Here is a 25,414-nt window from a genome sequence, read left to right as displayed (position 1 = left end):
GGGCCCGTGTCACGTCAGACGCCGAGGCCCTCCAGCACCACCGCGTTCGGCAGTTCCGCGAACGCCTTGCCGGGCACCAGCAGCTTGCCGCGCCGCCGGCCGCTGCCCACCAGGACGTACGGCAGGTCGGCGACCCTGGAGTCCACCAACACGGGCCAGCCGTCCGGCAGTCCGATCGGGGTGATGCCGCCGTACTCCATGCCGGTCTCCCCCGTCGCCACCTCCATCGGCGCGAAGGAGGCCTTGCGTGCGCCGAGTTGGCGGCGCACCACACCGTTGACGTCGACCCTGGTGGCGGACAGGACGAGGCAGGCGGCCAGCGTCGTCTCACCGCCGCGCTTGCCCGCGACCACGACGCAGTTGGCGGACTGGTCGAGCAGTTCCTTGCCGTAGTGCTCGAGGAAGACGGCGGTGTCGGCCCACTGGGGCTCGGTGTCGACGTACACGATCTGCTCGGCGGGCACACTGCCGCGCCAGTGGCGTACGGCGTCGGCGACGGGGGCGGTGAGCTCGTCGAGGCAGTCGGGTGCCGGGGTGGCGTGGTCGAAGTCTCCGATGGGTGCGCGCATGACGGCACGCTAACAGCCGGGCGTCACCCGCCCGGGTGCCCGCCGGACCTCTCAGCGGACGGGCGGCACCGAGACCGTCATCACCATCTCCATCGGGACGTCACCGTCATTGGCGTAGGTGTGGGGGGCGCTCGCCTCGAAGGAGGCGCTGGCGCCGGTGGGAACCCGGTGCTCGACGCCGTCGACGACGAGGGTCAGCTCGCCGGCGGTGACGTGCACGAGTTCCACCGTGCCGACGGGGTGCGGGTCCGAGGGGCTGCGGTCCCCGGGCATCAGCCGCCAGTCCCACATCTCCAGCGGGCCGGGCGCCTCGGTGCCGGCGAGGAGGCGGCTGAAGCTGCCGGCGTCGGTGTGCCACAGGCGTACGGCCTGCTCGGCAGGGACGATGCGGACCTTGGGGCCCTGCTCGTAGTCGAGCAGGGTGGTGACGCTGACGCCGAGCGCGTCGCCGATCTTGACGACCGTGCCGATGCTCGGGTTGGTGCGGGCCTGCTCGATCTGGATGAGCATGCCGCGGCTGACTCCGGCGCGGGCGGCCAGCGCTTCCAGGGTGAAACCCCGTTCGGTGCGCCACCGCTTCACGTTGCGCGCCAGGGACTGGGTCAGCAGGTCGAGGTCCGACACATTCCGTCCAATATTTTATATGACAGAGTTGACTTCAGTGAACTATGGTGAGGTGCACCCGATCGTTCACTGAACTGTACTGCGAGGCCGCCCATGACAGCACTCTTCGCCCTGGCCACCAGCCTTCTGTGGGGCCTGGCCGACTTCGGCGGCGGACTGCTGACGCGGCGGATGCCCGCGCTGACTGTGGTCGTCGTCTCACAGACGATCGCCACGGCCGTGCTGGGCGTGATCGTGGTGGCCACGGGCGGCTGGAGCGAGGCCGGGCCACGGCTGTGGTTCGCGCTGGCCGCGGGCCTGGTCGGCCCCGTCGCCCTGCTGTCCTTCTACAAGGCGCTCGCACTGGGCCCCATGGGCGTCGTCTCCCCGCTCGCCACACTGAGCGTGGCGGTCCCCGTCGGCGTCGGCCTCGTCCTCGGCGAGCGACCCGGACTACTGCAGGTGGCAGGCATCCTGGTCGCCGTCACCGGGGTCGTGCTCGCGGGCGGCCCCCAGCTCAGGGGCGCCCCGGTGCAGCGGCAGGCGGTCCTGCTGACACTGGTGGCGGCGCTCGGCTTCGGCACCGTGTTCGCGCTGATCGCGGAGGCGTCGACCACGGTGACCGGACTGTTCCTGGCGCTCTTCGTGCAGCGCGCCGCCAACGTCGCCGGAGGCGGAGCCGCCCTCTACGTCGCCCTGCGCCGCGGCGCCCCGGCGCTGCCCGCCGAGGGGCTCTCCCGGCGTTGCCTGCCCGCGCTCGCCTTCGTGGGCCTGGCCGACGTGGCGGCCAACGGCACCTACGCGATCGCCGCCCAGCACGGCCCGGTCACGGTGGCGGCAGTGCTCGCCTCGCTCTACCCGGTGGTCACGGCGCTCGCCGCCCGGGGCTTCCTCAGCGAACGGCTGCGCGCCGTGCAGGCGGCGGGCGCGGGCCTGGCCCTGGTGGGCACGGTGCTGCTCGCCAGCGGCTGAACTCACGACTCGGGTTCGAGTTCGGCCAGCCGGGCGACGTCCTCCTCATCGAGGTCGGCCAGCGCCAGGAGCTGCTCCGGCGTGACGCCGTCCGGGATCGGGACCGGGGCCGGGGTCCGCAACGGCGGCTGCCAGCCCTCCTCGGGCGTCCAGCGCCGTACGACCCGCGCGGGAGCCCCCGCCACCACCGCGTGGTCCGGTACCGCGCCCCGAACCACCGCTCCGGCCGCCACCACCACGTTCCGCCCGATCCGCGCGCCCGGCAGGATCACCGCGCCCGTGCCGATCCAGCAGCCCGGCCCGATCTCCACCGGCTCCATCCGGGGCCACTGCTTCCCGATCGGCTCATGGGGATCGTCGTAGGAGTGGTTGGTGGACGTCACGTAGACGTACGGCCCGAAGTAGCAGTCGCTGCCGATCGTGACCGAGGTGTCGGCGATGACATGGCTGCCCCGTCCGAGGACCACACCGTCGCCGATGCGCAGGATCGGGTCGGGGCCGAGGTCGAGACCGGGCATGAGCCCGGCGGTCAGCGTGACCTGTTCGCCGATGATGCAGTGGGCGCCGAGGTGGATCCACGGTTCGCCGAAGACCGTGCCGAGCGGGAAGGCGAGTCTGGTACCTGTTCCCATCGCCCCGAACCGGAAGCGCCCGGGGTGCTCGGCCGTCACCGACCCCGTGCGCTGCGCCCATGCCCAGCCCGCGTGGACGGCGCGCTGCGTGAGGCCACGGCACCATGATGAGAACGTGTTCCTGCTCCTGAGCACCCGCTTACCGTAGTCGGCCGGGGGTGGCTCCAGACGTCCGGGCGCCTGTGATCTTCGCCCCACCGGTGGCGTACCGTGCCGGTGTACCGACCACGAGGAGACGGCATGGCGCACAAGGCGCTGATAGCGGGGATCGGCGGCAGGGATCCCCAGGTGGACCAGGAGGCGTTCGTGTCCCCCACGTCGGTGGTGATCGGGGACGTGACGCTGCGCGCGGGCGCGAGCGTCTGGTACGGCGCCGTCCTGCGCGGCGACGTCGAGCGGATCACCATCGGTGCGGACAGCAACGTCCAGGACAACTGCACGCTGCACGCGGACCCCGGCTTCCCGGTCACGGTCGGCGAGCGGGTGTCCATCGGGCACAACGCGGTCGTCCACGGCGCGACCGTGGAGGACGACTGCCTGATCGGCATGGGCGCCACCGTCCTCAACGGGGCGGTCGTCGGCGCCGGCTCCCTGGTCGCCGCCCAGGCCCTGGTCCCGCAGGGCATGCGGGTGCCCCCGGGCTCACTGGTGGCGGGCGTTCCCGCGAAGGTCAAGCGGGAGCTGACGGCCGAGGAGCGGGAGGTCGTCACGCTCAACGGCACGATGTACGCGGACCTGGCGCGGGCACACCGCGAGGTGCACGAGGCAGGGTGAGACCCATTCGGCGACCGTGCCGGTGGGACTCACTCGGAGGCCGGCACGGTCTCCGGTTCGGTCTCCTGCTTCCCGGCCGCCGCCCGGCTCGCCTTGGCGGCCTTGCGCTTCACGAACAGCATCGAGGCGAGGCCGATCAGCACCGCCGCGACCAGCCCGAGGTAGGAGAACTTCTTCAGCCAGGACTCGGCGACGACACCCACGTAGTAGATGACCGCGGTGGTGCCGCCCGCCCAGACGACGCCTCCCAGGAAGTTCGCGGTCAGGAACTTCCAGTAGGGCATTCTCAGCACCCCGGCGAGCGGCCCGGCGAAGATCCGCAGCAGGGCGACGAACCGGCCGAAGAAGACCGCCCACATGCCCCACTTCTCGAACGACCGCTCGGCGGTCGCGACGTGGCCCTCGCCGAAGTGCTTGGGGAACTTCTTCCCGAGCCAGGCCAGCAGCGGCCGTCCGCCCTTGCGGCCGATCGCGTAGCCGATGGAGTCGCCGACCACGGCGCCGAGGCTCGCGCAGGCGCCGAGGACCACCGGGTCGATGCCGCCGTGCCGGGAGGACAGCAGGGCCGCCGACACCAGGACGATCTCGCCGGGCAGCGGGATGCCGAGGCTCTCCAGACCGATGACCAGCGCCACCACCGCGTAGACCGCGGCCGCGGGGACCGTGTCGAGCCACTCCTGGACGTGCACCGCCGGTTCCTCCCCGCTTCGCGTCCCTGCCTTCACGGCGTGCGCGCACCCGGCGGGCACCGCACGCCGTGAAGCCTACCGGCTCGGCCCGGCGTATCGCCGTCCCGGAGAGCGCACCGGTGATCGCCTCCGACGGCGGCGCCCAGGGTGTTCCCGCCCTTGGAGGCCGTCCTCACGGACAGGACGCGCCCGGCCGACCGGGCATCGCGGGCCCCCTCCCCGGCGGGGCACGGCACCCCGTTCCGGCCGGAGGGCGCCCCCCGCATCGAGCCGGCCGGAAATGCGGAAACGAATCTGTTCAAATATCCCTCCTGTACAGGCAGTTGATACTTCAAGGGCGCCGCTGCGATACTCCGCATTCCGGCCCCGTCACCACCCCGGACAGGGCCGCCCCGCCCTTGCGGTGAATCCGAGGGCGGGGGCGCCACAAACCCCCCACAAAGTCCGCACGAAAGACCGGCTTCGGCACCGCAGAAGATCTCGGCGGGCCATTCCTCCGGGGCCCACCCGCCCCAGCTCACCCTCCTCTGACCTGCTCCGAAGACGGCAGCGCGGCACACGCAGCGAAGAAGGTGCGTCATGAACGGATATCCACCGCCCGCCGACTGGTCTCCCCCGCCCGCCGATTCCACGGGAGTGCCCACCCTGTACGAGCACCCCGATTTCCAGTCGATACGCGGCGCGTTCCGCACCTTTGCGGCCGTCACCGTGACGCTTGTCGTGGGCGGCTTTCTGCTCTACGTGCTGCTGTCGAGTTTCGCCCCGGGCGTGATGAACCGGCCCCTGGCCGGCCATCTCACCGTGGGCCTCTCGCTCGGCCTCGCCCAGTTCGCCGTGATGGCCCTCGCGGTGTGGCGCCACACCGTGCACATGCGCCGGCGCGTGGACCCGGCGGCACGCCGGCTGCGCACCCTGATGGAGCGCGGCCACGCCCGGGGGACGCGTGCCCCGCGCGCCCCGCGCGCCCCGCGCTCCGGGGGGTTCGGCACGTGGTGACGGTCTCCGCGAGGGTCGTGGACCGGTTCAGCCTGCAACTGACCTTCCTCCTCTTCCTGTCCGTCGTCGTGGTCACCCTGTTCGCGGCGCTCCTGACGGCACCTCAGCGCGACGAGATCGGCGAGTTCTATCTCGGCAACCGGAGCATGTCGCCGCTGCGGGGCGGCCTGGCCATGTGCGGGGACTACCTGTCGGCGGCGACCCTCCTCGGCAGCACGGGCCTGGTCGCGCTCACCGGTTACGACGGACTGATGTACCTGGGCGGGACCACCGTCGCCTGGATGGCGGTACTGCTGGTCATCGCCGAACCCCTGCACAACTCCGGCAGGTTCACCCTCGGCGACACCCTGGCGCTGCGCCTGCCCCGCCTCCAGCGGCCCGTCCGCCTGGCCCTCGCCGTCTGCACCCTGGTCGTCACCACCCTGTACCTGGTGGCCCAGTTCGTCGGCAGCGTCGCCCTGCTGACCCAGTTCGTGGGCGAGCCGAGCCAGGCCACCCGCACCCTGTGCGTGATCGTCATCGGCACCATCGTCATCGTGTACGCCGCGCTCGGCGGCATGCCCGGTGCGACCTTCATCCAGGTCGTCAAGGCCATGATGCTGGTGTCGGGCGTGGCGATCATGGCGGTCCTGGTGCTGACCCGCTTCCACTGGAACGTCGACGCGCTGCTGTCGGCCGCGGCCCGGGGCAGCGGTCTCGGGCAGCGTTTCCTGGAGTCCGGGCTGCGCTACGGCGCCGGCACCACCAGCAAGCTCGACTTCTTCAGCCTGGAGCTGGCGATCGTGCTCGGCCTCGCCGCGCTCCCTCACGTCGTGATGCGGCTGCTCGCCCCCCGCACCACCCGGGTGCTGCGCACCTCGGTCGTCTGGGCCATGGGGCTCGTCGGCTTCGTCTGCCTGGCCGCCGGCATCCTCGGCCTGGGTGCGACCGCGATCCTGGGCCGGGAGACCATTGCGAAGACCGACCCCAAGGGCGACGCGACCGTGCTGCTGCTCGCCCAGTCCCTCGGCGGCGCCGTGCTCAGCGCGCTGATCTCCTGCCTGGCCTTCGTGACCCTGCTGGCGGTCGCGGCCGGACTGACCCTGGCCGCCGCCTCCTCGCTCGCCCACGACCTCTACGGCGAGGTCATCCGCAAGGGGCGGGCGACACAGAGGGAAGAGCTGGGGGTGGCCCGGACGGCTGCGGCCGTCATCGGTGTCCTGGGCATGCTGCTGGCCCTGCTGCCGTGGGAGATCAGCACGGCGAGCCTGGCGTTCCTCGCCTTCGCCATCGCCGCGTCGGCGATCCTGCCGGCCCTGGTCTACAGCCTGTTCTGGCGCCGCTTCTCCGCGCACGGGGCCCTGCTCGGCCTGTACGGGGGCCTGGCCTGCTCGGTGCTGCTGGTGGTGTTCTCCCCGGTGCTCTCCGGCTCCCCCACGTCGGTGTATCCGCAGATCGACTTCGCCTGGTTCCCGTTGCAGAACCCGGGCATCGTCTCCATCCCGGCGGGCTTCCTGCTGGGGTGGCTGGGGAGCGTACTGCGGCCGCAGCAGGAGCCGTCGGACTACGAGGAGTTCGAGATCCGCACACTGGTGGGCCCCACTCCTCACGGAACCCGGGACTGAGCCTGCCCTCCGGCGTCCCGCGGGTTTGCCCGGTGGCCGGTACGAGCGCCTGCGGAAGACGCCTGCGTCATGGGCCGCCGCAGACGCACCCGCCCCGCCGTGCGCGTTCGGCGCGTCCGGGTTTTGCTGGAGATGTCGGCCGCGGCGTGGCATTCGGCGCCTCGTGTCCGCATGGCCGTGCCGCCTCGCCGCCTGCCGGAGAGAAACGACCCCGCAGGCAGACCGGAGGGAAGGAGTCGCCATGACGGAACACCAGGGACAGGAGCCGCGTCCTGGAGCGCCGGCTTCGGGGGCCCGGGAACCGACGTCCGGGTCGCCTTCCGAGACCGCGGCGAACGACGCGGCCGAATACGAGACGTGGCTCGCCCGCAGCCGCGTGATGCTCACGCCCATCGCCGCCCCGTCGGTCCTGGGCCTGTTCGGCTACGCCACCGCCACCTTCATGGTGGCGTCCAACCTGGCCGGATGGTGGGGTGACAAGATCCTCTCGCCGATCGTCCTGGCGCCGCTGGTCATCTTCTTCGGCGGCGTGGCCCAGCTCGCCGCCGGCATGTGGGCCTACCGGGCGCGGGACGCCGTGGCCACCGCCATGCACGGCACCTGGGGGGCCTTCTGGCTCGCGTGGGGCACGATGCAGCTCATGGTGGCCGGCGGCCTGCTGCCGCTCAGCACCACCCTCACCGAGGCGTTCGGCTTCTGGTGGATCGGACTGTCCCTGACCACCCTCTTCGCGGCGCTCGGGGCGCTCGGCAGGAACCTGGGCATGTTCCTCACCCTGGCCCTCCTCGCCGCCGGATCGGCGTTGCAGGCCGCCGGCATCCTGGCAGGCGCCGGCAGTGTGATCACCGCCGGAGGATGGGTACTGGTCGCCTCCTCGGCCGCCGCGTTCTACACCGCGGGCGCGATGATGCTCGAGGAGTCCTTCGGCGGCCGGGTCGTCCTGCCGCTGGGCCGCTGGAGCCTGCGGGGCAATCTGCCCGGCCACAGGATGACGCGCCCCTTCGAGTACGCCGGGGGCATGCCCGGGCTCAGGGCCGGCCAGTGACGGCTGCGCACCGCCGGTGCGTGCTCGCCGACCGGGTCGCGCAGCGCCTCGGCCGCCGGGAGCCGCCCCCGTCCGGCCGCCGTCCGCGACACCGTGACCGAGGCGCGGTCGCCGCCTTGCGGCACGCACGGGAGCACGAGTGGTCCACACCGCACTGACCTCCGCGTCCCCGGCACCGTGCGGCACCCGCGCGGACCCGTGCGGCCCCCTCGCGCGGTCGACGACCCCATGCCGTCAGGCCGTCGATTCGGGACGGACGGTCCCGGTTGCAGGGCACGGGCCGACAGCGTGCACCGAGCCATGGCGGCCGGATGCGCGCCGAGCGCCCTCACTCCTGCATGAGGGCGCTGACGGCCTTCCGGGCCCCCGGTCGGCGACCAGGGAGGCCGCCGAGCGCGATGGCTCGGCGGCCCGAGGCGGAAAACGGCCGGGCGGCCCCGGCGGTCGCCGCGGCTCTCAGCCGTTGGGGCGCAGGGTCCACACCACCGTCATCTCGCCGGTCACGGCGCCGTCCTCGCGGCGGATGGCGATGGAGACGGGGAACTCGGGGCGCAGCCCGGCGTCCAGTTCGGCGACGACGTCGGCGGCGGGGCGGCCGAGCGTGGCGGTCGCGGTGACCGGGCCCATCGCCAGCTTCTTGTAGGCGATCTCGGCGCTGACGGCGAGCGGTACGGCCCGCGAGAGCTGATCCCCGAACGCGGCCAGCACGATCGCGCCGCTCGCCGACTCGCCGAGCGTGAACATCGCCCCGGCGTGCGGTCCGCCGACGTGGTTGTGGAAGTCGCTCTGGTCCGGCAGGGCCACCACGGCCTTGTCCGGCGTGGTCTGGAGGAACTCCAGGTTCAGGGTCCTGGCCATCGGCACCGTGGCGGCGAGCATCTCGCCGATCGACATCTGGTCTGCGCTCATGAGCGACACGTTACCCGCGAGTAGCTACGGCTGGAAAGGGTTCGCCGGCCCGCCCGACGGGAATGATTCTCGGTCAGCCGAGACTGAAGGCGCCGTCGGGAGGTTCGGGCGACGGGACGGCGTTCTCGTCGTGCACCGGCTCGGCCCCGCCCATGAAGTCCCGTAGCGCCGCGCCGTGTTCCACCCGGGCAGGGAACGCGTCCGCGGCGGATCGGCGGGCGAGCGGGGCCGTGTCCAGCGGGCGGTGCGCGGCGACGAGCACGGCGTTGCCGAAGCGGCGGCCGCGCAGCACGCCCGGCTCCGCGATCAGTGCCAGTTCCTGGAACACGGTGGCGAACGTGGCGAGTTGAGAGCGCAGGAAGGCGAACGGCGCGGCGTCGGCGAGGTTCGCCAGATAGACGCCGTCCGGGCGCAGCACCCGCTCGGCGGCGCGCGCGTACGCCACCGTCGTCAGATGGGCGGGGACACGGGAGCCGCCGAAGACGTCCGCGATCACGATGTCGGCCGAGGACGGCGCGGCGGCCTCCAGCCAGGCGCGGGCGTCGGCCGGGTGCAGGGTGACGCCGGAACCGGCGGGCAGCGGCAGGTGTTCGGTGACGAGGTCCAACAGGCCCCGGTCGGCCTCGACCACGTCCTGCCGTGAGCCGGGCCGGGTCGCGGCGACATAGCGCGGCAGGGTGAGCGCGCCCCCGCCGAGGTGCACCACGTCCAGGGCCCGCCCCGGCTCCGCGACCGTGTCCAGCACATGCCCGAGCCGTCGCGCGTACTCGAACTCCAGATGTGCCGGGGCGTCCAGATCGACGTACGACTGCGGTGCCCCGTCGACCGTGAGGAGCCAGGCCCGCTCACGGTCGACGTCGGGCATCAGCTTGGCGGTGCCGTAGTCGGTGGTACGGGTGACGGGTATGGGCTCGCTCACGGCTCCATTGTGCGGGTGCGGGAGGACCGCGGCCTCCCGCACCCGCTCGGAACGGCACCCTCAGGCGACGGACGTCACCGTGCCGGCGCCGATCGTCCGGCCGCCCTCACGGATCGCGAACCCCAGCCCCGGCTCCAGCGGCACCTCACGGCCCAGCTCCACCGTCATCGTGACCGTGTCGCCGGGGCGGGCGACCGCCGTCTCCCCGAGGTCGACGTCCCCGACGATGTCCGCGGTGCGGATGTAGAACTGCGGCCGGTAACCGGTCGCCACCGGTGTCGTACGCCCGCCCTCGCGCGCCGACAGCACGTACACCCGCGCCGTGAAGCGCCGGCTGGGCACCACGCTGCCGGGTGCCGCGACGACGTGCCCGCGGCGGACCATGTCGCGCGGCACGCCGCGCAGCAGCAGCGCCACGTTGTCCCCCGCCTGCGCCTCCTCCATGGGCTTGCCGAAGGTCTCCAGACCGGTGACCACCGTCTCCACCTCCGCGCCGAGCACCTCGACCCGGTCGCCGACCCGGACCGTGCCGCGCTCGACCGCACCGGTGACGACCGTGCCGCGGCCGGTGATGGTGAGCACGTTCTCCACCGGCAGCAGGAACGGCGCGTCCACGTACCGCTCGGGCATGGGCACATACGTGTCCACCGCGTCGAGCAGCGCGTCGATCGCCGCGGTCCAACGCCGGTCCCCCTCCAGGGCCTTGAGCCCGGAGACGCGTACGACCGGTACGGAGTCCCCCGGATAGCCCTGCGCGGTGAGCAGGTCGCGGACCTCCAGCTCGACCAGGTCGGTGAGTTCCTCGTCGCCCGCGTCGGCCTTGTTGAGGGCGACCACGATGTGGTCGACCCCCACCTGCCGGGCGAGCAGGACGTGTTCGGCGGTCTGCGGCATGATCCCGTCGAGCGCGGAGACGACGAGGATCGCCCCGTCGAGCTGCGCGGCCCCGGTCACCATGTTCTTGACGTAGTCGGCGTGACCCGGCATGTCCACATGCGCGTAGTGCCGGGTGTCGGTCTCGTACTCGACGTGCGCGATGTTGATGGTGATGCCGCGCGCCGCCTCCTCCGGGGCCCGGTCGATCCGGTCGAACGGCACGAAGGTGCCGGTGCCGCGCTCGGCGAGGACCTTGGTGATGGCGGCGGTCAGGGTGGTCTTGCCGTGGTCGACATGGCCCATCGTGCCGATGTTCAGATGCGGTTTGGTGCGCACGTATGCCGTCTTGGGCATGGCTGTACCTCGTAGCCTCTTCGGTGGTGCTGAGCGACGGCCCCGGCGTCGGGACTTCCGGCCGGGACGGGGACCCCGAGGTCTTGCCGACCCTCCCCCTGCGGGGTCCGCCGGACGATCCGGGAAGGGTCAGCTTCGGGCGCCGTCGACTGCGGCCACGGGGAACGGGACGGCAGCCTTCGGGGCATCCGCGGCGGCGGATGCTGCGAGGACGAAGGCGTACCGGAACATGCCCCAGAGCATCGCCGACCGGGCCGCCGGCGTCGAATGGTTTTCCGTGGCGGCGGAGTTGACGCCGCCGCGCAGCCCCCGAAGCTGTGACGCCGGTGAGACGGACCATACGGCGATCACACACATCCGTCGGTTACTGTCTCCGAATGCTCGATGCCACCACCCGCTCTGGCGGCACCGCCACGGTCCCTCCCCGGGCCGTCGTCACGACCTCTGCGCGAACCGCCGCCACGGGGCTCGTCGTTCCACCGGCCGCCCCCGTCGTCGCGTCGGCCGGTTTCGCCGCCCGTTGCACCAGAGTGCTGCTGTCGCCCTGGTCGCGCCTTGCCCTGCTGGTCGCGCTGCTCGCGGCGGCGGCGTCCTGCGTGCTGGCGTTCGAGCCGCAGAGACTGCTGGCGCACGGCTGGCCGCCGGAGCTGGGAGGCGCCGCGGCGGCGGTCGTCTTCGCGGTGGCGTACGGGTTGTGCACGGTCGCGTTCGTGCCCCGTCCGCTGCTGAACCTCGCGGCGGGAGCCCTGTTCGGCTCGCAGCTCGGCACGGGCGCCGCCCTCGCGGGCACCGTGCTCGGGGCCGGGATCGCGTTCGGGCTCGGCCGGGTGCTCGGGCAGGACGCGCTGCGCCCGCTGCTGCGCGGGCGCTGGCTGAAGGCGGCGGACGGCCAGCTCAGCCGGCATGGATTCCGCTCGATGATGGCGGCCCGGCTCTTCCCCGGGGTGCCGTTCTGGGCGGCCAACTACTGCGCGGCCGTCTCCCGGATGCGCTGGGCGCCGTTCCTGCTCGCGACGGCGCTCGGGTCGGTTCCGAACACCGCCGCGTACGTGGTCGCCGGAGCCCGCGCCGCGAAGCCGACCTCGCCGGCCTTCCTGATCGCGCTGGCGTTCATCGCGGTGCCGGCGCTCGCCGGAGCGGTGGTGGCCTGGCGCAAGCGCCACCACCTGCGCGGCCGTTAGGTCCGTCGTCCAACCACCGCCTGCCCGGCGACCCCGGGCAGGCGGCACTCCGCCGGCGCTGCGGGCGGCAATGTCTCCGGGCACCGCGTCTCGTCACGCTGCCGGATCCCCGGGGGCGCGCCCCATGCCGGTGATCCGCCCGTGCGGCGCACCTCCCAAGCCGTGCGCGCCGACCCTGCGGCAGGGGCGGACCGGCGCGCAGGACGGGACAGCGCAGGGATGGACCTGCCTACACCGCTTCGAGGATCATCGCGTTGGCGAGGCCGCCCGCCTCGCACATCGTCTGCAGGCCGAAGCGGGCTCCGCGCGCGCGGAGTGCGTGGACGAGCGTCGTCGTCAGGCGGGTTCCGCTGGCGCCCAGCGGGTGGCCGATCGCGATGGCCCCGCCGTGCACGTTGACCTTGGCGAGGTCGGCGCCCGTCTCCTGCTGCCAGGCCAGGACGACGGAGGAGAAGGCCTCGTTGACCTCGAACAGGTCGATGTCGCCGAGCGTCAGCCCCGCCCTGCGCAGCACCTTCTCGGTGGCCGGGATGACGCCGGTGAGCATCAGCAGCGGGTCGGATCCGGTGACGGCGAAGCTGTGCAGCCGGGCGAGCGGACGCAGACCGAGGCGGGCCGCGGTCTCGCCCGACATGATCAGCACCGCGGAGGCTCCGTCGTTGACCGGGCTCGCGTTGCCCGCGGTGACGTTCCACTCGATCTGCGGGAACCGCTCGGCGAACGCGGGGTCGTGGTACGCGGGCCTGAGGCCGGCGAGGATCTCGGTCGTGCTGCCGGGGCGTATGCACTCGTCGCGCGTGAGGCCCTCCAGCGGGGCCGTCTCCGCGTCGAACAGCCCGGCGTCCCAGGCCGCTGCCGCCTTGCGGTGCGAGGAGACGGCGAAGGAGTCCATCTGCTCGCGGCCGATCGACCACTTGGCGGCAATCAGCTCCGCGCTGATGCCCTGCGGGACCAGGCCCTCCGGGTACCGCTCGGCGACACCGGGGCCGAAGGGGTCCTTGCCGGCGGGCACGTTGGACCACATCGGCACCCGGCTCATGGACTCCACGCCGCAGGCCACGACGATGTCGTACGCACCCGACAGCACGCCCTGCGCCGCGAAGTGCACGGCCTGCTGGGAGGAGCCGCACTGGCGGTCGACGGTGGTCGCGGGCACCGTCTCCGGGAAGCCCGCGGACAGGACGGCGTACCGGGTGGTGTTCATGGCCTGCTCGCCGACCTGGTCGACGGTGCCGCCGATGACGTCGTCGATGAGCGCGGGATCGACGCCCGAACGCTCGACGAGGGTGCGCAGCGTGTGCGCGAGGAGTTCCACGGGGTGGACGTGGGCGAGGGCGCCGTTCGGCTTCCCCTTGCCCACCGGGGTGCGTACGGCTTCGACGATGACGGCGTCACGCATGGTGCGGGCCTCCTTGCCCGGCGGCTGCCGGTGCGGCGATTACCGGTGAGTAGGAAATCTGGACCCACCATAACGCGCAGAGTTGGAAAAACAAACCCTCGCCTAGACTGGGCACATGGCCGCTTCCAAAGACCCGCGCCCCTGCTCGATCGCCGACGCCCTGGCCCTGGTCGGCGAGAAGTACTCCCTGCTCGTCCTGCGCGAGGTGTGCCTCGGCAACGGCCGTTTCGACCAGCTCGTGCGCAACATCGGCGCCCCGCGCGACATCCTGGCCGCGCGCCTGAAGCGCCTGGTGGAGGCGGGGGTCCTGACGAAGAGGCTCTACAGCGAGCGCCCGCAGCGCTTCGAGTACCGGCCCACGACGGCGGGCCTGGAGCTGGAGCCGGTCCTGATGACGCTCATGGCATGGGGCGACCGCCATCTCAGGAAGGACGACGATCGCCCCATGGTGATCGAGCACGCCTGCGGCGACGTCCTGCTTCCGGTCGTCACCTGCTCCGCGTGCGGCGAGCAGGTGCGCCACGAGGACCTGACGGCACACCCGCAGGCGCCGGGCTGGACGGTGTCCGGCCCGGCCGCCGCGTAAGACCGTCCACACGGTCCGGACTACACTGTCCCCTTGTAGACGTCGAGCCGCCCGCACATCCCGAACTTGCCGTACGCCGACGGCTGTTGCAGCCGTACGACCGCATCGGCGAGGTGCGAGACGTCGCCGCTCTCCAGACGGGCGAGCTGGTCGCCGGTCGCCGCCGCAGCCGCCCGGGCACCGCGCTCCCACCGCTCGCGCCACTCCGCCAGACGCGGCCGCACCAGCGCGGCGGCGGCCCGGTGGAAGGCGGCGAGCGGCTCGGGTCCGTCGGCGTCCCGCAGCGCGCGGTAGCCCTCCAGCGCCAGGTCGCGGCGGGTCCGGGCGATACGCTCCTGCTCCTCCTCGGGCGCGTCGGCCGGGATCGCGGTCGCGGCGACGTACGTCTCCGGGTCGGTCAGGTACCGCGGGGGCAGGGTGAGGACGGCGTCGCCCGCCTCCGGCAGGCCGTTGTTCTGCATGAGGACGGTGATGCGCAGGTCGTCCTCGTTGACCAGCCGGTGGACGGTGCCGGGTGTGAACCAGGCGACCGTGCCGGGCTCCAGCGGTGTGACCTCGTACCCGGACGTGGTCAGGGTCTGCACCGCGCCGCGCCCGCCGGTGACGACGTACGCCTCCGAGCAGGTCAGGTGCATGTGGGGGGTGCCACCGCACACGCCGTCGGCGGCCGGCCAGTCGTAGACGGACAGGTGGGAGACGGCGACGGCGCCCGGCAGCCCCGTGAACCGCTCTGCGCTCACCACGGATGCTCCTCGAGGTACTTGGCGACCTCTTCACGTTCCCACGCGCCGTCCGCCACCACGACCCGGTAGCGGCGGCGCAGGGTGTCGCCCGGGGCCAGCTCCAGTTCGTCGTAGAAGGCCCAGGAGGGGGCGACGGCGGCGAAGGGGTCGTTGCGGACGAACCAGTGGGCGGGGTGGGTGCCGCGCTCGCCGAGGTGGTCGTTCTCGGGGGCGTGCGCGAAGACGAGGGTGGCGTGCCCGTCGGCGCCGTCGTGCTCGCCCGAGTACGCGAGCCAGGGGGCCTGCCGTCCCATCAGCCCGGGACCCTCCGCGTCGGGGGCGATGACCCGTCCGTCGCGGAAGGCGCGCGGACCGCGCCAGAACAGGCCCGTGTACCCGGCCATCTCCCGGCCCGCCGTGGTCGGGCTGCCGAACAGCAACGGCTCGTCGCGGCGGTTGGTGATCGCGGAGGTCCAGGTCAGGGCCCAGGAGCCGGAGGCGGGGTCGACGTCGTGGACCTCGATGCGGCGCTCCTCGTCGGCCCACAGCTCGCCGGTGTACGGGTGCCAGGTGAGCCGCTCGGCGATGACCGCGCGGTCGCCGTCCGCGCCGACCTCGTCGAAGGCGACGTGCGCCATGGAGCCGACGCGCTCCGGCAGCTCCAGGTAGCCCTCGCCGTGCACGTAGGTGTTGCCGCCCCACAGGTTCTGCCCGGACAGGTGCGAGGCGGTCAGCTGCAGGCCCTTGTGCCAGCGGTGGTCGTTGGGCCGGTAGTCCGTGACGACGTCACCGGCGAGCGTCCTGATCGGGTGCAGATACGGCTTGGGCGCCTCCCAGGCCGCCTCGGGGCCGTACACGTAAGCGAAGAGCTCGACGCCGGTGGCCGGTTCGGTCAGGGTGATGCGGTCGCCGTGCGCGTGCACGATGCGCAGGGTCGCGGTCATGCGGACACCTCCTGGCTCTGCGCCTCCGCGGACGCCTCGGCCGCCACGGGCGCCCAGCCGGGCGCGCCTCCGTGCAGGGCCGTGTAGTACGGGTCGCCGGGGCCGATGTCCCCGGCGCGGACGGTCGTGTCGGTGAACGCCGACTTGTACAGCGCGGTGATCAGTTCGAGGCTGGTCCGCCCGTCGGCGCCGCTGCTGCGGGGCCGCTCGCCCGCGCGCATGCTCGCGACCAGCTCGCGGAGCTGCGCCAGGTGCGAGCTCGGCACGTCCTCCCCGAAGTCCTGCCAGGCCGCGGCCTCCTCCACGGGCACGTCCGGGGCGGGGGTGATGCGCCAGTTGCCGTTGCTGTGGCCGTACAAGTGCGTCAGCTCCACCGTGGCGCGTTCGCAGTCGATGCGGATGCGGCTGACCTCGTCGGGGCTGAGCACACTGTTCACGATCGTGGCGAGAGCGCCGCTCTCGAACCGTACGAGCGCGGTGGAGACGTCCTCCGTCTCCACGTCGTGCACCAGGCGCCCCGCCATGGCCCGCACCTCGCTCCACGGCCCCAGCAGGTCCAGGAGGAGGTCCATCTGGTGGATGCCGTGGCCCATGGCCGGTCCGCCGCCCTCGGTGTGCCAGCGGCCGCGCCAGGGCACGGCGTAGTAGGCGGCGTTGCGGTACCAGGTGGTCTGGCAGTGCGCCACCAGCGGACGGCCGAGGGCCCGCTCGGACAGCAGCCGCCGTACGTGCCGGGAGCCGGAGCCGAAGCGGTGCTGGAAGACGATCGCCGCGTACGGGCCGCCGTCCGTACCCTCCTCCGCCTCGACGGCGTCGAAGTCGGCCAGCGTGGGCACCGGCGGCTTCTCGCACCACACCCAGGCGCCGGCCCGCAGCGCGGTGACGGTCTGCTCCCGGTGCAGGGTGGGCGGAGTGCAGATGCTGACCAGGTCCGGCCGCTGCTCCTCGAGCATGCGGTGCAGGTCGGTGTACGCGTGCGGGATGTCGCCTTCGGCACAGAAGCGCTCGACCGCCCCGGCGTCGATGTCGACCGCGGCCGCGATCTCGGTCTCGCCCTCCTCGGCGAGACCGGCCAGCGCGGACAGATGGGCGCGCGCGATGCCGCCCGTGCCGACGATCGCGGCCTTGATCCGGCGGCCCGCGTACGGCGGCACCGGACGGTGCGCGCGCGGCTTGGGGATCACGGTGTCGTGGGGTTGCGGGCCGGGCGGGCCCTCCGGACCCGTGGCGGCGTCGGTGGCGGAGGCGTTGTGGTCTGTGGGCATGAACGTGATCAGCGCTCCATCGGACGTGACGTCTGACGTTGGCCAACGCGTGTTGACTCCCGAGGGCCCCGGGGGACAGCAAGCGCTTTCCCTCCGCTTGAACGTAAGCGGCGCCCGAGCGGCCGGTCAACACCACGAACGTGTGAGGTTCCGACGGGGAGGCGAGGTCCGGCGCGGGCGAGCCGCCGAGCGCCCCAAGCGCGGGTAAAGCCCCGGTGATGGCATCGTCATGCCGGGACGCTACGCTGCCACCCACCACACTCGACCACCGGCTGCCCAGGGGCACGCCGTGGCCCGGTGTGCCCGTCGCCGCCTCCACGATCAGCTCTTGGACCACATCACGTCATGTCTTGGCTTGAATCCCTCATCCTCGGGCTCGTCCAGGGGCTGACCGAATTCCTCCCCGTCTCCTCCAGCGCGCACCTGCGGCTGACGGCGGCCTTCGCGGGCTGGGAGGACCCGGGGGCCGCCTTCACCGCGATCACGCAGATCGGTACGGAGTCCGCGGTGCTGATCTACTTCCGCAAGGACATCGCGAACATCCTCTCCGCCTGGTTCCGTTCCCTGTTCGACCGGAAGATGCGGCAGCATCCGGACGCGCGGACGGGCTGGCTGGTGATCGTCGGATCCATACCCATCGGCGTGCTGGGCGTCACGCTGAAGGACCAGATCGAGGGTCCGTTCCGCGATCTCCGCGTGACGGCGACGATGCTGATCGTCATGGGCGTGATCCTCGGCGCCGCGGACCGCCTCGCGGCACGCGACGAGACGGGCGGCCGGCACCGGGCCCCCAAGCAGCGCAAGACGCTTCAGGACCTCGGCATCAAGGACGGCCTGACCTACGGGGTCTGCCAGGCGATGGCCCTGGTCCCCGGCGTCTCCCGCTCCGGCGCCACGATCAGCGGCGGTCTCTTCCTCGGCTACCGGCGCGAGGCCGCGGCCCGCTACTCCTTCCTGCTCGCCGTTCCGGCGGTGCTGGCCTCGGGCGCGTTCGAACTCAAGGACGCGGCGGAGGCGGGGCAGGTGAGCTGGGGGCCGACGCTGTTCGCGACGGTGATCGCCTTCGCGTCGGGGTACGCGGTCATCGCATGGTTCATGAAGTTCATCTCGTCGAAGTCGTTCATGCCGTTCGTCTGGTACCGCATCGCGCTCGGCGTGGTCATCATCGCCCTGGTCAGCGCGGGTTTTCTGAGTCCGCACGCGGCTGAATCGGCGGGGTGAGAGACAGAGTCGAACGCCGGTGACCGCAACGTCGATCTCGCGGAAACCCGCGCCCCGTCCCGCCGGTGCTCCAGCCGTCGCAGGCTCATGCCTTCCAGCGGGTGATCACCTGAGTGATGGCCGCGCCGACCGCCGAGAAGCCCGCGGCGACGGCGAGCAGGACTCCCGTGGGCACCAGGGCATCGGTCGAGTCCGAGGTGTTCTGCAGGTGGGTGAGCATGATGTTGACCGGGGAAACGCCTTTGCCCAGCAGCGCGGCCAGCAGGAGCAGCAGAGCGACGACGAGCGCGTAGCCCTGCCGTCGGAACACCAGCCGTGAGCAGACCAGTCCAATGGCCATGCCGGTGAAAGCGCAGGTGAGTTGGGCCTCCGTCCCCAGCGCCAGGTCCGCGAGGCCGGGTGTACGGGTTCCGAACATCAGCGGCAGCACCAGACCGGCAGCCGTGAACAGCAGGCACCACACGGCGACCGTCCCGACCGTCGCGAGCAGGACGCGCAGACGGCTGCCCGCGCTGACGACCACGATCGAGCGGTGCGCCTGGTCCTCGAGTCCGGCCAGTGCCATGGTCAGCCAGGTCGAGCACAGCAGCATGGCCGGTCGGCCCGACACGCTTCCGGAGGTGGGCCGGGACAGTCCGACGAGGATTCTCAGCAAGGTCGACTTCCCTGAACCATTGCCGCCCACCACCGCGAGGACGTCACCGGTCGAGACCTCCAAGTCCACGCCCCTGAGGATCCACCGTCCTCCGCCGTAACGTTTGCCGACCGCCTGACAACGTAACAACTCGACTCCTCACCGTGGCCCGCACACCGGCCCTCCCAGCAGGACGGGAGCGCTCGACGGTCGAACCTACAGGCAGGTGGAGCGGAGCACCATTTTCGTATTTGTCAACCGCGCATGAAGAGGCTTCCGAGAGCAGCAATTTCCGGCAAAATCAACAGCATTCAGCGCTTGGTTTTCACTGCGTGACGCGTGATATTCATTTGGCCGCTGACAGCCACCATTCCCGCGCGGAGGGACCCCGCCATGAACCAGCCGTCGACCGACGCCGGTTGGCACGTCGATCGCCGCTGCACCAACTGCGACGTCGCCCGGCAACTCGCACCGGGACTGATCGCCGAGGTCGCCGGCCGATCCGCGGTCGTCCGCCGGCCACGCACCGACGCGGAGGAAAAGGCGCTGCACGCCGCGGCGTTCGCGTGCCACACCCGATCGATCCGGCACGGCACGCGCGGCCCGGACCCGGCGCTCGACCCCTTCCCGCTGCGCCTCGCGGAGCACGTGCACCTGTGCGGGCACAACTCGCCGCACACCGCCGGCGCGAATTCCTACCTGCTGCGCCGGCCGGCCGGAAACCTGATGATGATCGACACGCCGCGCTGGAGTTCCGCCCTGGCGACGAAATACGCGGCGCTCGGCCCGATTACCGATGTGCTCCTCACCCATCGCGACCACGCCGCACACGGCCGCGAATACGCCGACCGGTTCGGCGCCCGCCTCTGGATCCACGAAGGAGACCTGGCCGCCGCGCCGGACGCCGACGGCATTCTCCGGGGCACCCAGCCGACCGAGATCGCCGACGGCGTGACCGCGCACCCGCTGCCCGGGCACACCGAGGGCAGCGTGCTGTATCTCGCCGACGACACCTACTGCTTCAGCGGCGACAGTTTCTACTGGTCGCGGTCCGTCGGCGACATGGCCGTCGCCGAGTCCGTCACCTGGTACTCCATCACCGAACTGGCCGCATCGCTGGCCCGGACGGCACCGCGGGTGCGCTTCGAATGGCTGCTGCCGGGCCACGGCGACCGCAAGCGGCTGCCTGCCGACGAATTCGCCCGCCGGATGCGCGACCTGGCCGCCCGCACCGGAGAACTCTCCCCCCGGCCGATCGACTTCACCGCACTGCGCTGGTGACCCACCCCGCCCCGCACCGAGGAGGCCGGGGGACCCATCCGAATCGCCGATGCGCTCGGCCGGCGGGATCGTGCCGGCCGCACAGCGGGGCCGGCGGGACCGTGCCGGCCACGCTGCCGGGCCGGCTGCATTCCTCGGAGCCGGCCCGGCTCACCGGCGGCGACGACGGGACGGCCCACGGCCGGCTCCTCTGCGGGCAGGCGCACGCGGCCGAGCCCGCGGGGTGGGGCGCCGAGAACGCCTGGACAGGTGCACCAGGGGAGTGAGTCGGGAGCGGCTGGTGTGAATCGATTGACGGAGTCCGCTTGAGCCGTCACGCCCGAATGATGAAGCTGTACCGATGACGCTCGTATCTGGCAGACCCTCAGCCGGGCCCCGTCCCGGGGCCATCCAGCGGATACGGCTGGGAGATCCAGTACTGTGGGCGATCGTCGCCGTTGTCTTCGCCGTGTACACCACGCTGCCCGTGGCCCGGTACCTGACCGGCAACCCCGGATCCTGGGACCTGGGCATCTTCACAGAGGCCGTGGCCCACTACGCCAAAGCGCAACCGCCCACCGTGCCCATCAAAGGCATGAACGCGCTGGGCGACCACTTCTCGCCGATCCTCGCGAGCCTCGCCCCGTTCTTCGCCCTGTTCCCGTCTCCGGTGACGCTGCTCGTCGCCCAGGCCGTACTGACCGCGGTGTCCGTGGTGCCGGTGTACCGGGCGGCGCACCAGTTGCTCACGCGCAACGAGGCCCGGCTCCTGGCCGCGGCCTACGGCCTGTCCTGGGGCCTGTCCAACATGGTCTGGGTGGAGTTCCACGAGGTGGCCTTCGCCGTGCCGCTGCTGGCCTGCTCGATGTCCGCGCTGGCCCGCCGCCGCCCACGGGCCGCCGCGTGGTGGGCCGCTCCCCTGGTGTGGGTGAAAGAGGACCAGGGGTGGACGCTCGCCGCCATCGGCCTGATCCTCGCCTTCGCCTACCGTCGCCGCCTCGCCGGCGGGCTCCTCGCGGCCTGGGGCGTCACCTGGTCCCTGCTGGCGACCTACGTCCTGATCCCGGCGGTGAACCCCCACCATGCCTACCCCTACTGGAAGGACGGCCCGCAGCATCACCCGGGAATGCTCGCGGACGGCTGGGAGACCAAGGGCCCCCTCCTGGTCCTGCTGCTGCTCCCCACGGCCGGCCTCGCCCTGCGGTCACCGCTCGTGCTCGCCGCCGTTCCCGCCCTGGCCCTGCGTCTCGTCTCGTCGAACTCGGCCTACTGGGCGACGGGCTGGCACTACAGCGCCACCGCCATGCCGATCCTGTTCGTCGCCGCGATCGACGGGCTCCAGCGGCTGCGTGCCGCGAGCCGGCCGTCATGGGCGCGCGGTGTGTCGCCGTGGCTCGCCACGCACGGCCCGGCGTTGATGGTGGCCGTGTCCGCCGCCATGGTGTTCCAGTCGTCGCTGGTCCAGTTGTGGCAGCCGGGCACCTATCGCACGCCCCGCCACATCGAGGTGGCGGCGCAGGCCGCGCGGCTGATTCCGCCGGGGCAGTCCGTGGCCGCGACCATGGGCCAGTTGGCGTCGCTCGGCGCCCGCAACGACGTGTGCTGGGTGCGGTGCACGAGCGCCCCCGACTGGCTGCTGCTGGACCAGGGGAAGGGCACGTGGTGGCAGTGGCAGGTCGAGCCGTCGGCGATGACCGGCAACTATCCGCACGCCACCTACCGGACGGTGTTCCACACGGACGGGGTGTGGCTGCTCAAGCGCGTCGCCTGACGCCGGTCGCGCCAAGGGGGCTCGCAGTGCGAGCCTCCGCGAGCATGCGGGGGCCAAGGCCCCCGACGGCCGCCCGGCATGGCAGAGTCATGCCATGTCCACCTCGATGTCCCGCCCGCGCCGCACCGTGGCCGTCACGGCGCTCCTCCTGGCCGCCGCTCTGTCGCTCGACGCCTGCGGTCAGCAGCGCGCCACGAACTCGACGGCCGGAGCGGCCCCGAGCGCGTCCCGGAGTGCCGCCCCCGACGCCACGGGCACGCCGCGGGGTTCCGCGCCGGGCGCCACGAGCACGCCCCGAAGCGCCGTCTCCGCGACGGGGGGAGCCCCGGCGTACGTGGAGCCGGGGGCACACGACGGCGCTCCGCACTACAACGAGAACAACGGCTACCGCCGCCCACACGACATGTCCCCCGCCGACGCGAAGGACGCACAGCGGGAGGCCGATCGCATCGAGCCGGTGCTCAAGCGGCTGTGGCAGGAGAAGAAGTGGGACCCGGCGACGGTGCGCACGGCACTGCTGCGGCTCGGGTACCGGGAGGAACGGGCCGGGTCGACGGGGGAACGCCTCGACGGGACGCTGGCCGTCCGGGCGATGGACTCACGGTACGAGAACGGCCGCTACGTCACACCCGAAGGGGCGCGGGTCGGCCTCCGCGTCCACGACGACGCCTGCGTCACGGCTTTCGTGCAGAAGACCAACTACCAGGTGAGCACCAACGGCCCCTACCCGGAGAGCGGGTGCTTCGAGCCGCCCTTCGCCCACTGAGGTCGGGCGCACGACCGCGGACCCCTCCCCCGCGGCCACAGAACCGCCCAACTTCCCAGCACATAAAGGAGCGTGACCAACCACATACCGCACGCGTAGCCGTGCGGTAGCGCGCTGTCAGTCCCTGCCCCTAGGCTTGTTCGCATGTCCCCCGAATCCATGAGCCCTGGTTCCACGCGCTCTGCCGAGGACTTGAACGAGCGGATCCGCGCGCTCTGGCTGCGTGCGGGCGGCTCCCTGTCGGCCGAGGAGCGCGCGGAGTACGAGCTGTTGGTCGTCGAGTGGGCGGCGGCGATACGCGGCGAGGTCATAGAGGCGGCCTGAGGCGAGCCGCCGCCCCGCGAAAGACCGACGGCGGCCGAGGCGTCACCGCCCGCCGGCCACCCTCAGCACGGCGCCCGTCGTGTAGGAGGACTCCGGGGACATCAGCCAGGAGATGGCCGCGGCGATCTCCTCGGCGTGGCCGGCTCGGCCCAGGGGGATCGCCGGCGCCATCCGCCGGGGCCGGTCCGGATCGCCCATCGCCGCGTGGATCTCCGTGTCGACCAGCCCGGGTGCCACCGCGTTGACTCGGATGCCGTCCGGTCCCAGCTCCTTGGCGAGGCCCACCGTCAGGGCGTCCACGGCGGCCTTGGACGCCGCGTAGTGGACGTACTCACCGGGACTTCCCAGGGTCGCCGCACCCGACGACACATTGACGATGACACCGCTCCCGCGGGCCGCCATCTCCTGCGCGGCCCGTCGTGAACACAGCAGCGTTCCCAGGACGTTGACCTCCACCACCCGGCGCAGAACGTCCGTGTCCGTGTCCGCCAGCCGGCCCAGCGGTCCGGTCACCCCGGCGTTGTTCACCAGCCCCGTCACCGGTCCGAGGGCGTCGGCGGCCGTCGCGAAGAGCCGGTCGACGTCGGCCTCGTCGGATGTGTCCACGCGCACGGTGACGCACCGCGCCCCCGCCTCCCGTACGGCCTTCGCGGTCCGCTCCGCGGCCTCGGCGTCGCGCACGTAGCCGACCGCCAGGTCGTGCCCGTCCGTGGCGAGCCGCACGCAGGTGGCGGCGCCGATTCCGCGGCTGCCGCCGGTGACCACCGTGACCGGGCGTGTCATCTGCCGTCTCCCCCTGCCGAGTCGCACCGGAGTGGATCATCATCCTATGCCCGCACCTGCCCGCCCGTGAGCCGCCTGCCTGACGGTCAGATCCAGCGGGGTGCCGCGCCTTTGACGGGGAGACAGGCCCAGGGCCCGCCGCCATGCGCCGAGCCGCGCGTTTACACCCGACCGGCCCCCCTGGATCACACCGTGCGCTTATCCGATATGACAGCTATGTGCGGCCTCTATACGTTCGTCACAGTTCGGCTGCCCGGCCGGCGTCTCTGCGACCGAAGGAAATGACATGCGCACGCGTACCTACGCCGTGGCCGCCGCCGTAGTAGGCGTGGCCGCCCTCGCCACCGCCGGCATCACCTACGCATCGGCCGACGGCTCCTTTGAGCCCGCCTCGGCCGCCAAGCCGGCTGCCAAGCCGGCCGTCGCCCGCGTGCACCGGGCGGCCCCGCCCGTGCAGCACCCCGCCCCCGCCGCGCCGGCTCCCGCCGAGAAGGGCAAGGCGGACGAGAAGCGGGACGAGGGCCACGGCGGAGGTCGTGAGCGCGGGGAGGACCACGGCGACGAGCGCGGGGAAGGCTACGGCCGCGAACGCGCGCACGAGGGCAGGATCGAGTTCAACGACCGGACGTACTCCGCCGCCGAGGAGGGCTGCATCGTCGCGGCCAGCGGGCTCGGCTCCAGCAGTTTCAGCGTCTTCAACGACAGCGACCGGACCGTCGAGGTCTTCCGCGGGTTCACCTGCGACAACGGTGCTCCGGTGGCCGTCGTCGGCCCCCACGGCGACACCTTCGGAGTGGTGCCCCGCACTGTCCACGAGGACTACGGGGACCACGGGGATCTGGAGGGCTTGGGCGGCTACGGGGGGCTGGGGGGCTTCGGGGGTCTGTTCCCGGACGACGGTGTCGTGGGCAGCTTCCGGGTGGTCGGCCGCCACCACGACGAGTGGTGACGGCGCGCCCGGGGACACCCGCCTCCGGGCCCACGCGGGAACCCGCCCCCGCACACCCCTTGGCCATGCCTCCCCCGTCCCCGACACTGAGCCGATGACCCAGCGCGTGGAGCTCGCGACCGTGATGGACCGGCTGGCCGTCGACGAACTCGTCACCGAGTACGCGGCGGCCGTGGACGACGGGGACTGGGAGGCGTACCGGGACCTGTTCACAGGGGACGGGCGTGCCGACTACCGCTCGGCCGGGGGGATCGAGGGCGATGCCGTGCAGGTCGCCGGGTGGCTGGAGGAGACGATGCGGCTGTTTCCGGTGCGCCAGCACCTGATCGTCAACCGGCGTATCCGGTTCGGCGTGCTGGAGCAGGACATCGGCGACACGGCCGGGGTGCGGGCCGACTACGTCAACCCCATGCGCCTCGCGAGCGGGGACGGGGACGGCGGCACGCCCGAGCCGGACTTCGTCTGCGGCGGACGGTACGCGTTCACGTTCCTGCGGACGGGCGACGGGTGGCGGCTGCGCGGGGTGGTCGTCCAGGAGAAGTGGCGCCGCGCGCCGGGCCGGTCCACCTGAGCGGGCGCCACTGAGCCGTAGCGGGGCACCGCCCCCGGCGTACCCGTCCCGGGCGGCACACCGGGCCCCCTGTCGGAGCCTCCCCGAGGGCGCGCA

At 72.4% G+C, this 25,414-nt stretch carries 27 protein-coding genes; 14 read left to right on the top strand and 13 right to left on the bottom strand.

Going from position 1 to position 25,414, the window contains the following annotated elements; genetic code table 11:
- Positions 1-14 precede the first annotated feature (14 nt).
- Positions 15-569: a YbaK/EbsC family protein gene (locus tag ACZ4SW_RS12270; protein ID WP_468241435.1), complete on the bottom strand. Its 555-nt coding sequence runs from the start codon at positions 567-569 to the stop codon at positions 15-17.
- Between the two features lie 51 nt (positions 570-620).
- Entirely contained in the window at positions 621-1,193 is a 573-nt protein-coding gene (locus ACZ4SW_RS12265) for a helix-turn-helix domain-containing protein (RefSeq protein WP_468241433.1), read from the bottom strand.
- Between the two features lie 93 nt (positions 1,194-1,286).
- Here ACZ4SW_RS12265 and ACZ4SW_RS12260 point away from each other — a divergent pair, with 93 nt between their 5' ends.
- The gene (locus ACZ4SW_RS12260) at positions 1,287-2,144 is read left to right on the top strand and encodes an EamA family transporter (protein WP_468241431.1); all 858 of its coding nucleotides are present in this window, start codon (positions 1,287-1,289) and stop codon (positions 2,142-2,144) included.
- Positions 2,145-2,146: 2 nt separating this feature from the next.
- Here ACZ4SW_RS12260 and ACZ4SW_RS12255 read toward each other — a convergent pair whose 3' ends face one another.
- On the bottom strand, positions 2,147-2,911 hold the full coding sequence (locus ACZ4SW_RS12255) for an acyltransferase (protein ID WP_468241428.1): 765 nt from the start codon (positions 2,909-2,911) through the stop codon (positions 2,147-2,149).
- Between the two features lie 105 nt (positions 2,912-3,016).
- Here ACZ4SW_RS12255 and ACZ4SW_RS12250 point away from each other — a divergent pair, with 105 nt between their 5' ends.
- Positions 3,017-3,550, top strand: coding sequence for a gamma carbonic anhydrase family protein (locus ACZ4SW_RS12250; protein WP_468241426.1), 534 nt, complete (start codon positions 3,017-3,019; stop codon positions 3,548-3,550).
- 29 nt (positions 3,551-3,579) lie between these two features.
- On the opposite strand, the gene ACZ4SW_RS12245 is transcribed toward ACZ4SW_RS12250, so the two are convergent.
- Positions 3,580-4,239 carry a DedA family protein gene (locus tag ACZ4SW_RS12245; protein WP_468241423.1) on the bottom strand — a complete coding sequence of 220 codons (660 nt, stop codon included), beginning with the start codon at positions 4,237-4,239 and terminating at the stop codon, positions 3,580-3,582.
- A 579-nt stretch (positions 4,240-4,818) separates the two neighbouring features.
- Here ACZ4SW_RS12245 and ACZ4SW_RS12240 point away from each other — a divergent pair.
- From ACZ4SW_RS12240 to ACZ4SW_RS12230, 3 genes are all read left to right on the top strand, one after another.
- The gene (locus ACZ4SW_RS12240; protein WP_468241420.1) at positions 4,819-5,235 is read left to right on the top strand and encodes a DUF485 domain-containing protein; all 417 of its coding nucleotides are present in this window, start codon (positions 4,819-4,821) and stop codon (positions 5,233-5,235) included.
- Positions 5,229-6,839: a sodium/solute symporter gene (locus tag ACZ4SW_RS12235; RefSeq protein WP_468241418.1), complete on the top strand. Its 1,611-nt coding sequence runs from the start codon at positions 5,229-5,231 to the stop codon at positions 6,837-6,839. The genes ACZ4SW_RS12240 and ACZ4SW_RS12235 overlap by 7 nt, the downstream gene beginning before the upstream one ends.
- A gap of 241 nt (positions 6,840-7,080) precedes the next feature.
- A complete protein-coding gene (locus ACZ4SW_RS12230) occupies positions 7,081-7,884 on the top strand; it encodes an acetate uptake transporter family protein (protein WP_468241415.1) in 804 nt (267 codons plus the stop codon).
- A 456-nt stretch (positions 7,885-8,340) separates the two neighbouring features.
- Here ACZ4SW_RS12230 and ACZ4SW_RS12225 read toward each other — a convergent pair whose 3' ends face one another.
- From ACZ4SW_RS12225 to tuf, 3 genes are all read right to left on the bottom strand, one after another.
- Complete coding sequence (locus tag ACZ4SW_RS12225) at positions 8,341-8,778, bottom strand: DUF4442 domain-containing protein (protein WP_468241993.1); 438 nt, start codon at positions 8,776-8,778, stop codon at positions 8,341-8,343.
- An 88-nt stretch (positions 8,779-8,866) separates the two neighbouring features.
- Positions 8,867-9,712 carry a spermidine synthase gene (locus tag ACZ4SW_RS12220; RefSeq protein ID WP_468241413.1) on the bottom strand — a complete coding sequence of 282 codons (846 nt, stop codon included), beginning with the start codon at positions 9,710-9,712 and terminating at the stop codon, positions 8,867-8,869.
- Positions 9,713-9,772: 60 nt separating this feature from the next.
- Complete coding sequence (gene tuf / locus ACZ4SW_RS12215) at positions 9,773-10,942, bottom strand: elongation factor Tu (RefSeq protein WP_468241411.1); 1,170 nt, start codon at positions 10,940-10,942, stop codon at positions 9,773-9,775.
- A gap of 377 nt (positions 10,943-11,319) precedes the next feature.
- Between tuf and ACZ4SW_RS12210 the strand changes: the two genes are divergently transcribed.
- Entirely contained in the window at positions 11,320-12,123 is an 804-nt protein-coding gene (locus tag ACZ4SW_RS12210; RefSeq protein ID WP_468241409.1) for a TVP38/TMEM64 family protein, read from the top strand.
- Between the two features lie 229 nt (positions 12,124-12,352).
- Here the strand turns inward: ACZ4SW_RS12210 and ACZ4SW_RS12205 are convergent, their stop codons facing one another.
- Entirely contained in the window at positions 12,353-13,522 is a 1,170-nt protein-coding gene (locus ACZ4SW_RS12205; RefSeq protein ID WP_468241407.1) for a thiolase family protein, read from the bottom strand.
- Positions 13,523-13,637: 115 nt separating this feature from the next.
- On the opposite strand from ACZ4SW_RS12205, the gene ACZ4SW_RS12200 reads away from it, so the two are divergent.
- On the top strand, positions 13,638-14,108 hold the full coding sequence (locus tag ACZ4SW_RS12200; RefSeq protein ID WP_468241405.1) for a winged helix-turn-helix transcriptional regulator: 471 nt from the start codon (positions 13,638-13,640) through the stop codon (positions 14,106-14,108).
- A 20-nt stretch (positions 14,109-14,128) separates the two neighbouring features.
- On the opposite strand, the gene ACZ4SW_RS12195 is transcribed toward ACZ4SW_RS12200, so the two are convergent.
- The 3 genes from ACZ4SW_RS12195 to ACZ4SW_RS12185 are packed head-to-tail and all read right to left on the bottom strand — an operon-like array spanning position 14,129 to position 17,039.
- Positions 14,129-14,851: a cupin domain-containing protein gene (locus ACZ4SW_RS12195; RefSeq protein ID WP_468241402.1), complete on the bottom strand. Its 723-nt coding sequence runs from the start codon at positions 14,849-14,851 to the stop codon at positions 14,129-14,131.
- Entirely contained in the window at positions 14,845-15,774 is a 930-nt protein-coding gene (locus tag ACZ4SW_RS12190; protein WP_468241400.1) for a DUF6807 domain-containing protein, read from the bottom strand. The genes ACZ4SW_RS12195 and ACZ4SW_RS12190 overlap by 7 nt, the downstream gene beginning before the upstream one ends.
- Positions 15,771-17,039 carry a Gfo/Idh/MocA family protein gene (locus ACZ4SW_RS12185; protein WP_468241397.1) on the bottom strand — a complete coding sequence of 423 codons (1,269 nt, stop codon included), beginning with the start codon at positions 17,037-17,039 and terminating at the stop codon, positions 15,771-15,773. The genes ACZ4SW_RS12190 and ACZ4SW_RS12185 overlap by 4 nt, the downstream gene beginning before the upstream one ends.
- Positions 17,040-17,384: 345 nt before the next feature.
- Here ACZ4SW_RS12185 and ACZ4SW_RS12180 point away from each other — a divergent pair, with 345 nt between their 5' ends.
- Complete coding sequence (locus ACZ4SW_RS12180; protein WP_468241395.1) at positions 17,385-18,260, top strand: undecaprenyl-diphosphate phosphatase; 876 nt, start codon at positions 17,385-17,387, stop codon at positions 18,258-18,260.
- An 85-nt stretch (positions 18,261-18,345) separates the two neighbouring features.
- On the opposite strand, the gene ACZ4SW_RS12175 is transcribed toward ACZ4SW_RS12180, so the two are convergent.
- Positions 18,346-18,984, bottom strand: a complete 639-nt coding sequence (locus ACZ4SW_RS12175) for an ATP-binding cassette domain-containing protein (protein ID WP_468241392.1) — start codon at positions 18,982-18,984, stop codon at positions 18,346-18,348.
- A 303-nt stretch (positions 18,985-19,287) separates the two neighbouring features.
- On the opposite strand from ACZ4SW_RS12175, the gene ACZ4SW_RS12170 reads away from it, so the two are divergent.
- The 4 genes from ACZ4SW_RS12170 to ACZ4SW_RS12155 all read left to right on the top strand — a co-directional run bounded on the left by ACZ4SW_RS12170 (position 19,288) and on the right by ACZ4SW_RS12155 (position 23,015).
- The gene (locus tag ACZ4SW_RS12170; RefSeq protein ID WP_468241390.1) at positions 19,288-20,175 is read left to right on the top strand and encodes an MBL fold metallo-hydrolase; all 888 of its coding nucleotides are present in this window, start codon (positions 19,288-19,290) and stop codon (positions 20,173-20,175) included.
- 340 nt (positions 20,176-20,515) lie between these two features.
- On the top strand, positions 20,516-21,925 hold the full coding sequence (locus ACZ4SW_RS12165; protein ID WP_468241388.1) for a DUF2079 domain-containing protein: 1,410 nt from the start codon (positions 20,516-20,518) through the stop codon (positions 21,923-21,925).
- Positions 21,926-22,019: 94 nt separating this feature from the next.
- Positions 22,020-22,691, top strand: coding sequence for a hypothetical protein (locus ACZ4SW_RS12160; RefSeq protein ID WP_468241385.1), 672 nt, complete (start codon positions 22,020-22,022; stop codon positions 22,689-22,691).
- Positions 22,692-22,835: 144 nt separating this feature from the next.
- Positions 22,836-23,015 carry a hypothetical protein gene (locus ACZ4SW_RS12155; RefSeq protein ID WP_468241383.1) on the top strand — a complete coding sequence of 60 codons (180 nt, stop codon included), beginning with the start codon at positions 22,836-22,838 and terminating at the stop codon, positions 23,013-23,015.
- A gap of 42 nt (positions 23,016-23,057) precedes the next feature.
- Here ACZ4SW_RS12155 and ACZ4SW_RS12150 read toward each other — a convergent pair whose 3' ends face one another.
- Positions 23,058-23,798 carry an SDR family oxidoreductase gene (locus ACZ4SW_RS12150; protein WP_468241381.1) on the bottom strand — a complete coding sequence of 247 codons (741 nt, stop codon included), beginning with the start codon at positions 23,796-23,798 and terminating at the stop codon, positions 23,058-23,060.
- A 286-nt stretch (positions 23,799-24,084) separates the two neighbouring features.
- Here ACZ4SW_RS12150 and ACZ4SW_RS12145 point away from each other — a divergent pair, with 286 nt between their 5' ends.
- Together ACZ4SW_RS12145 and ACZ4SW_RS12140 are read left to right on the top strand one after the other, a co-directional pair.
- The gene (locus ACZ4SW_RS12145; RefSeq protein ID WP_468241379.1) at positions 24,085-24,747 is read left to right on the top strand and encodes a hypothetical protein; all 663 of its coding nucleotides are present in this window, start codon (positions 24,085-24,087) and stop codon (positions 24,745-24,747) included.
- Between the two features lie 94 nt (positions 24,748-24,841).
- Entirely contained in the window at positions 24,842-25,318 is a 477-nt protein-coding gene (locus ACZ4SW_RS12140) for a nuclear transport factor 2 family protein (protein WP_468241376.1), read from the top strand.
- Positions 25,319-25,414: the final 96 nt, after the last annotated feature.

This window comes from Streptomyces sp. NPDC028331, assembly GCF_055565775.1.
The sequence above is the reverse complement of the archived record's forward strand: the minus strand, read 5'-3'. Positions and strand labels throughout refer to the sequence as shown.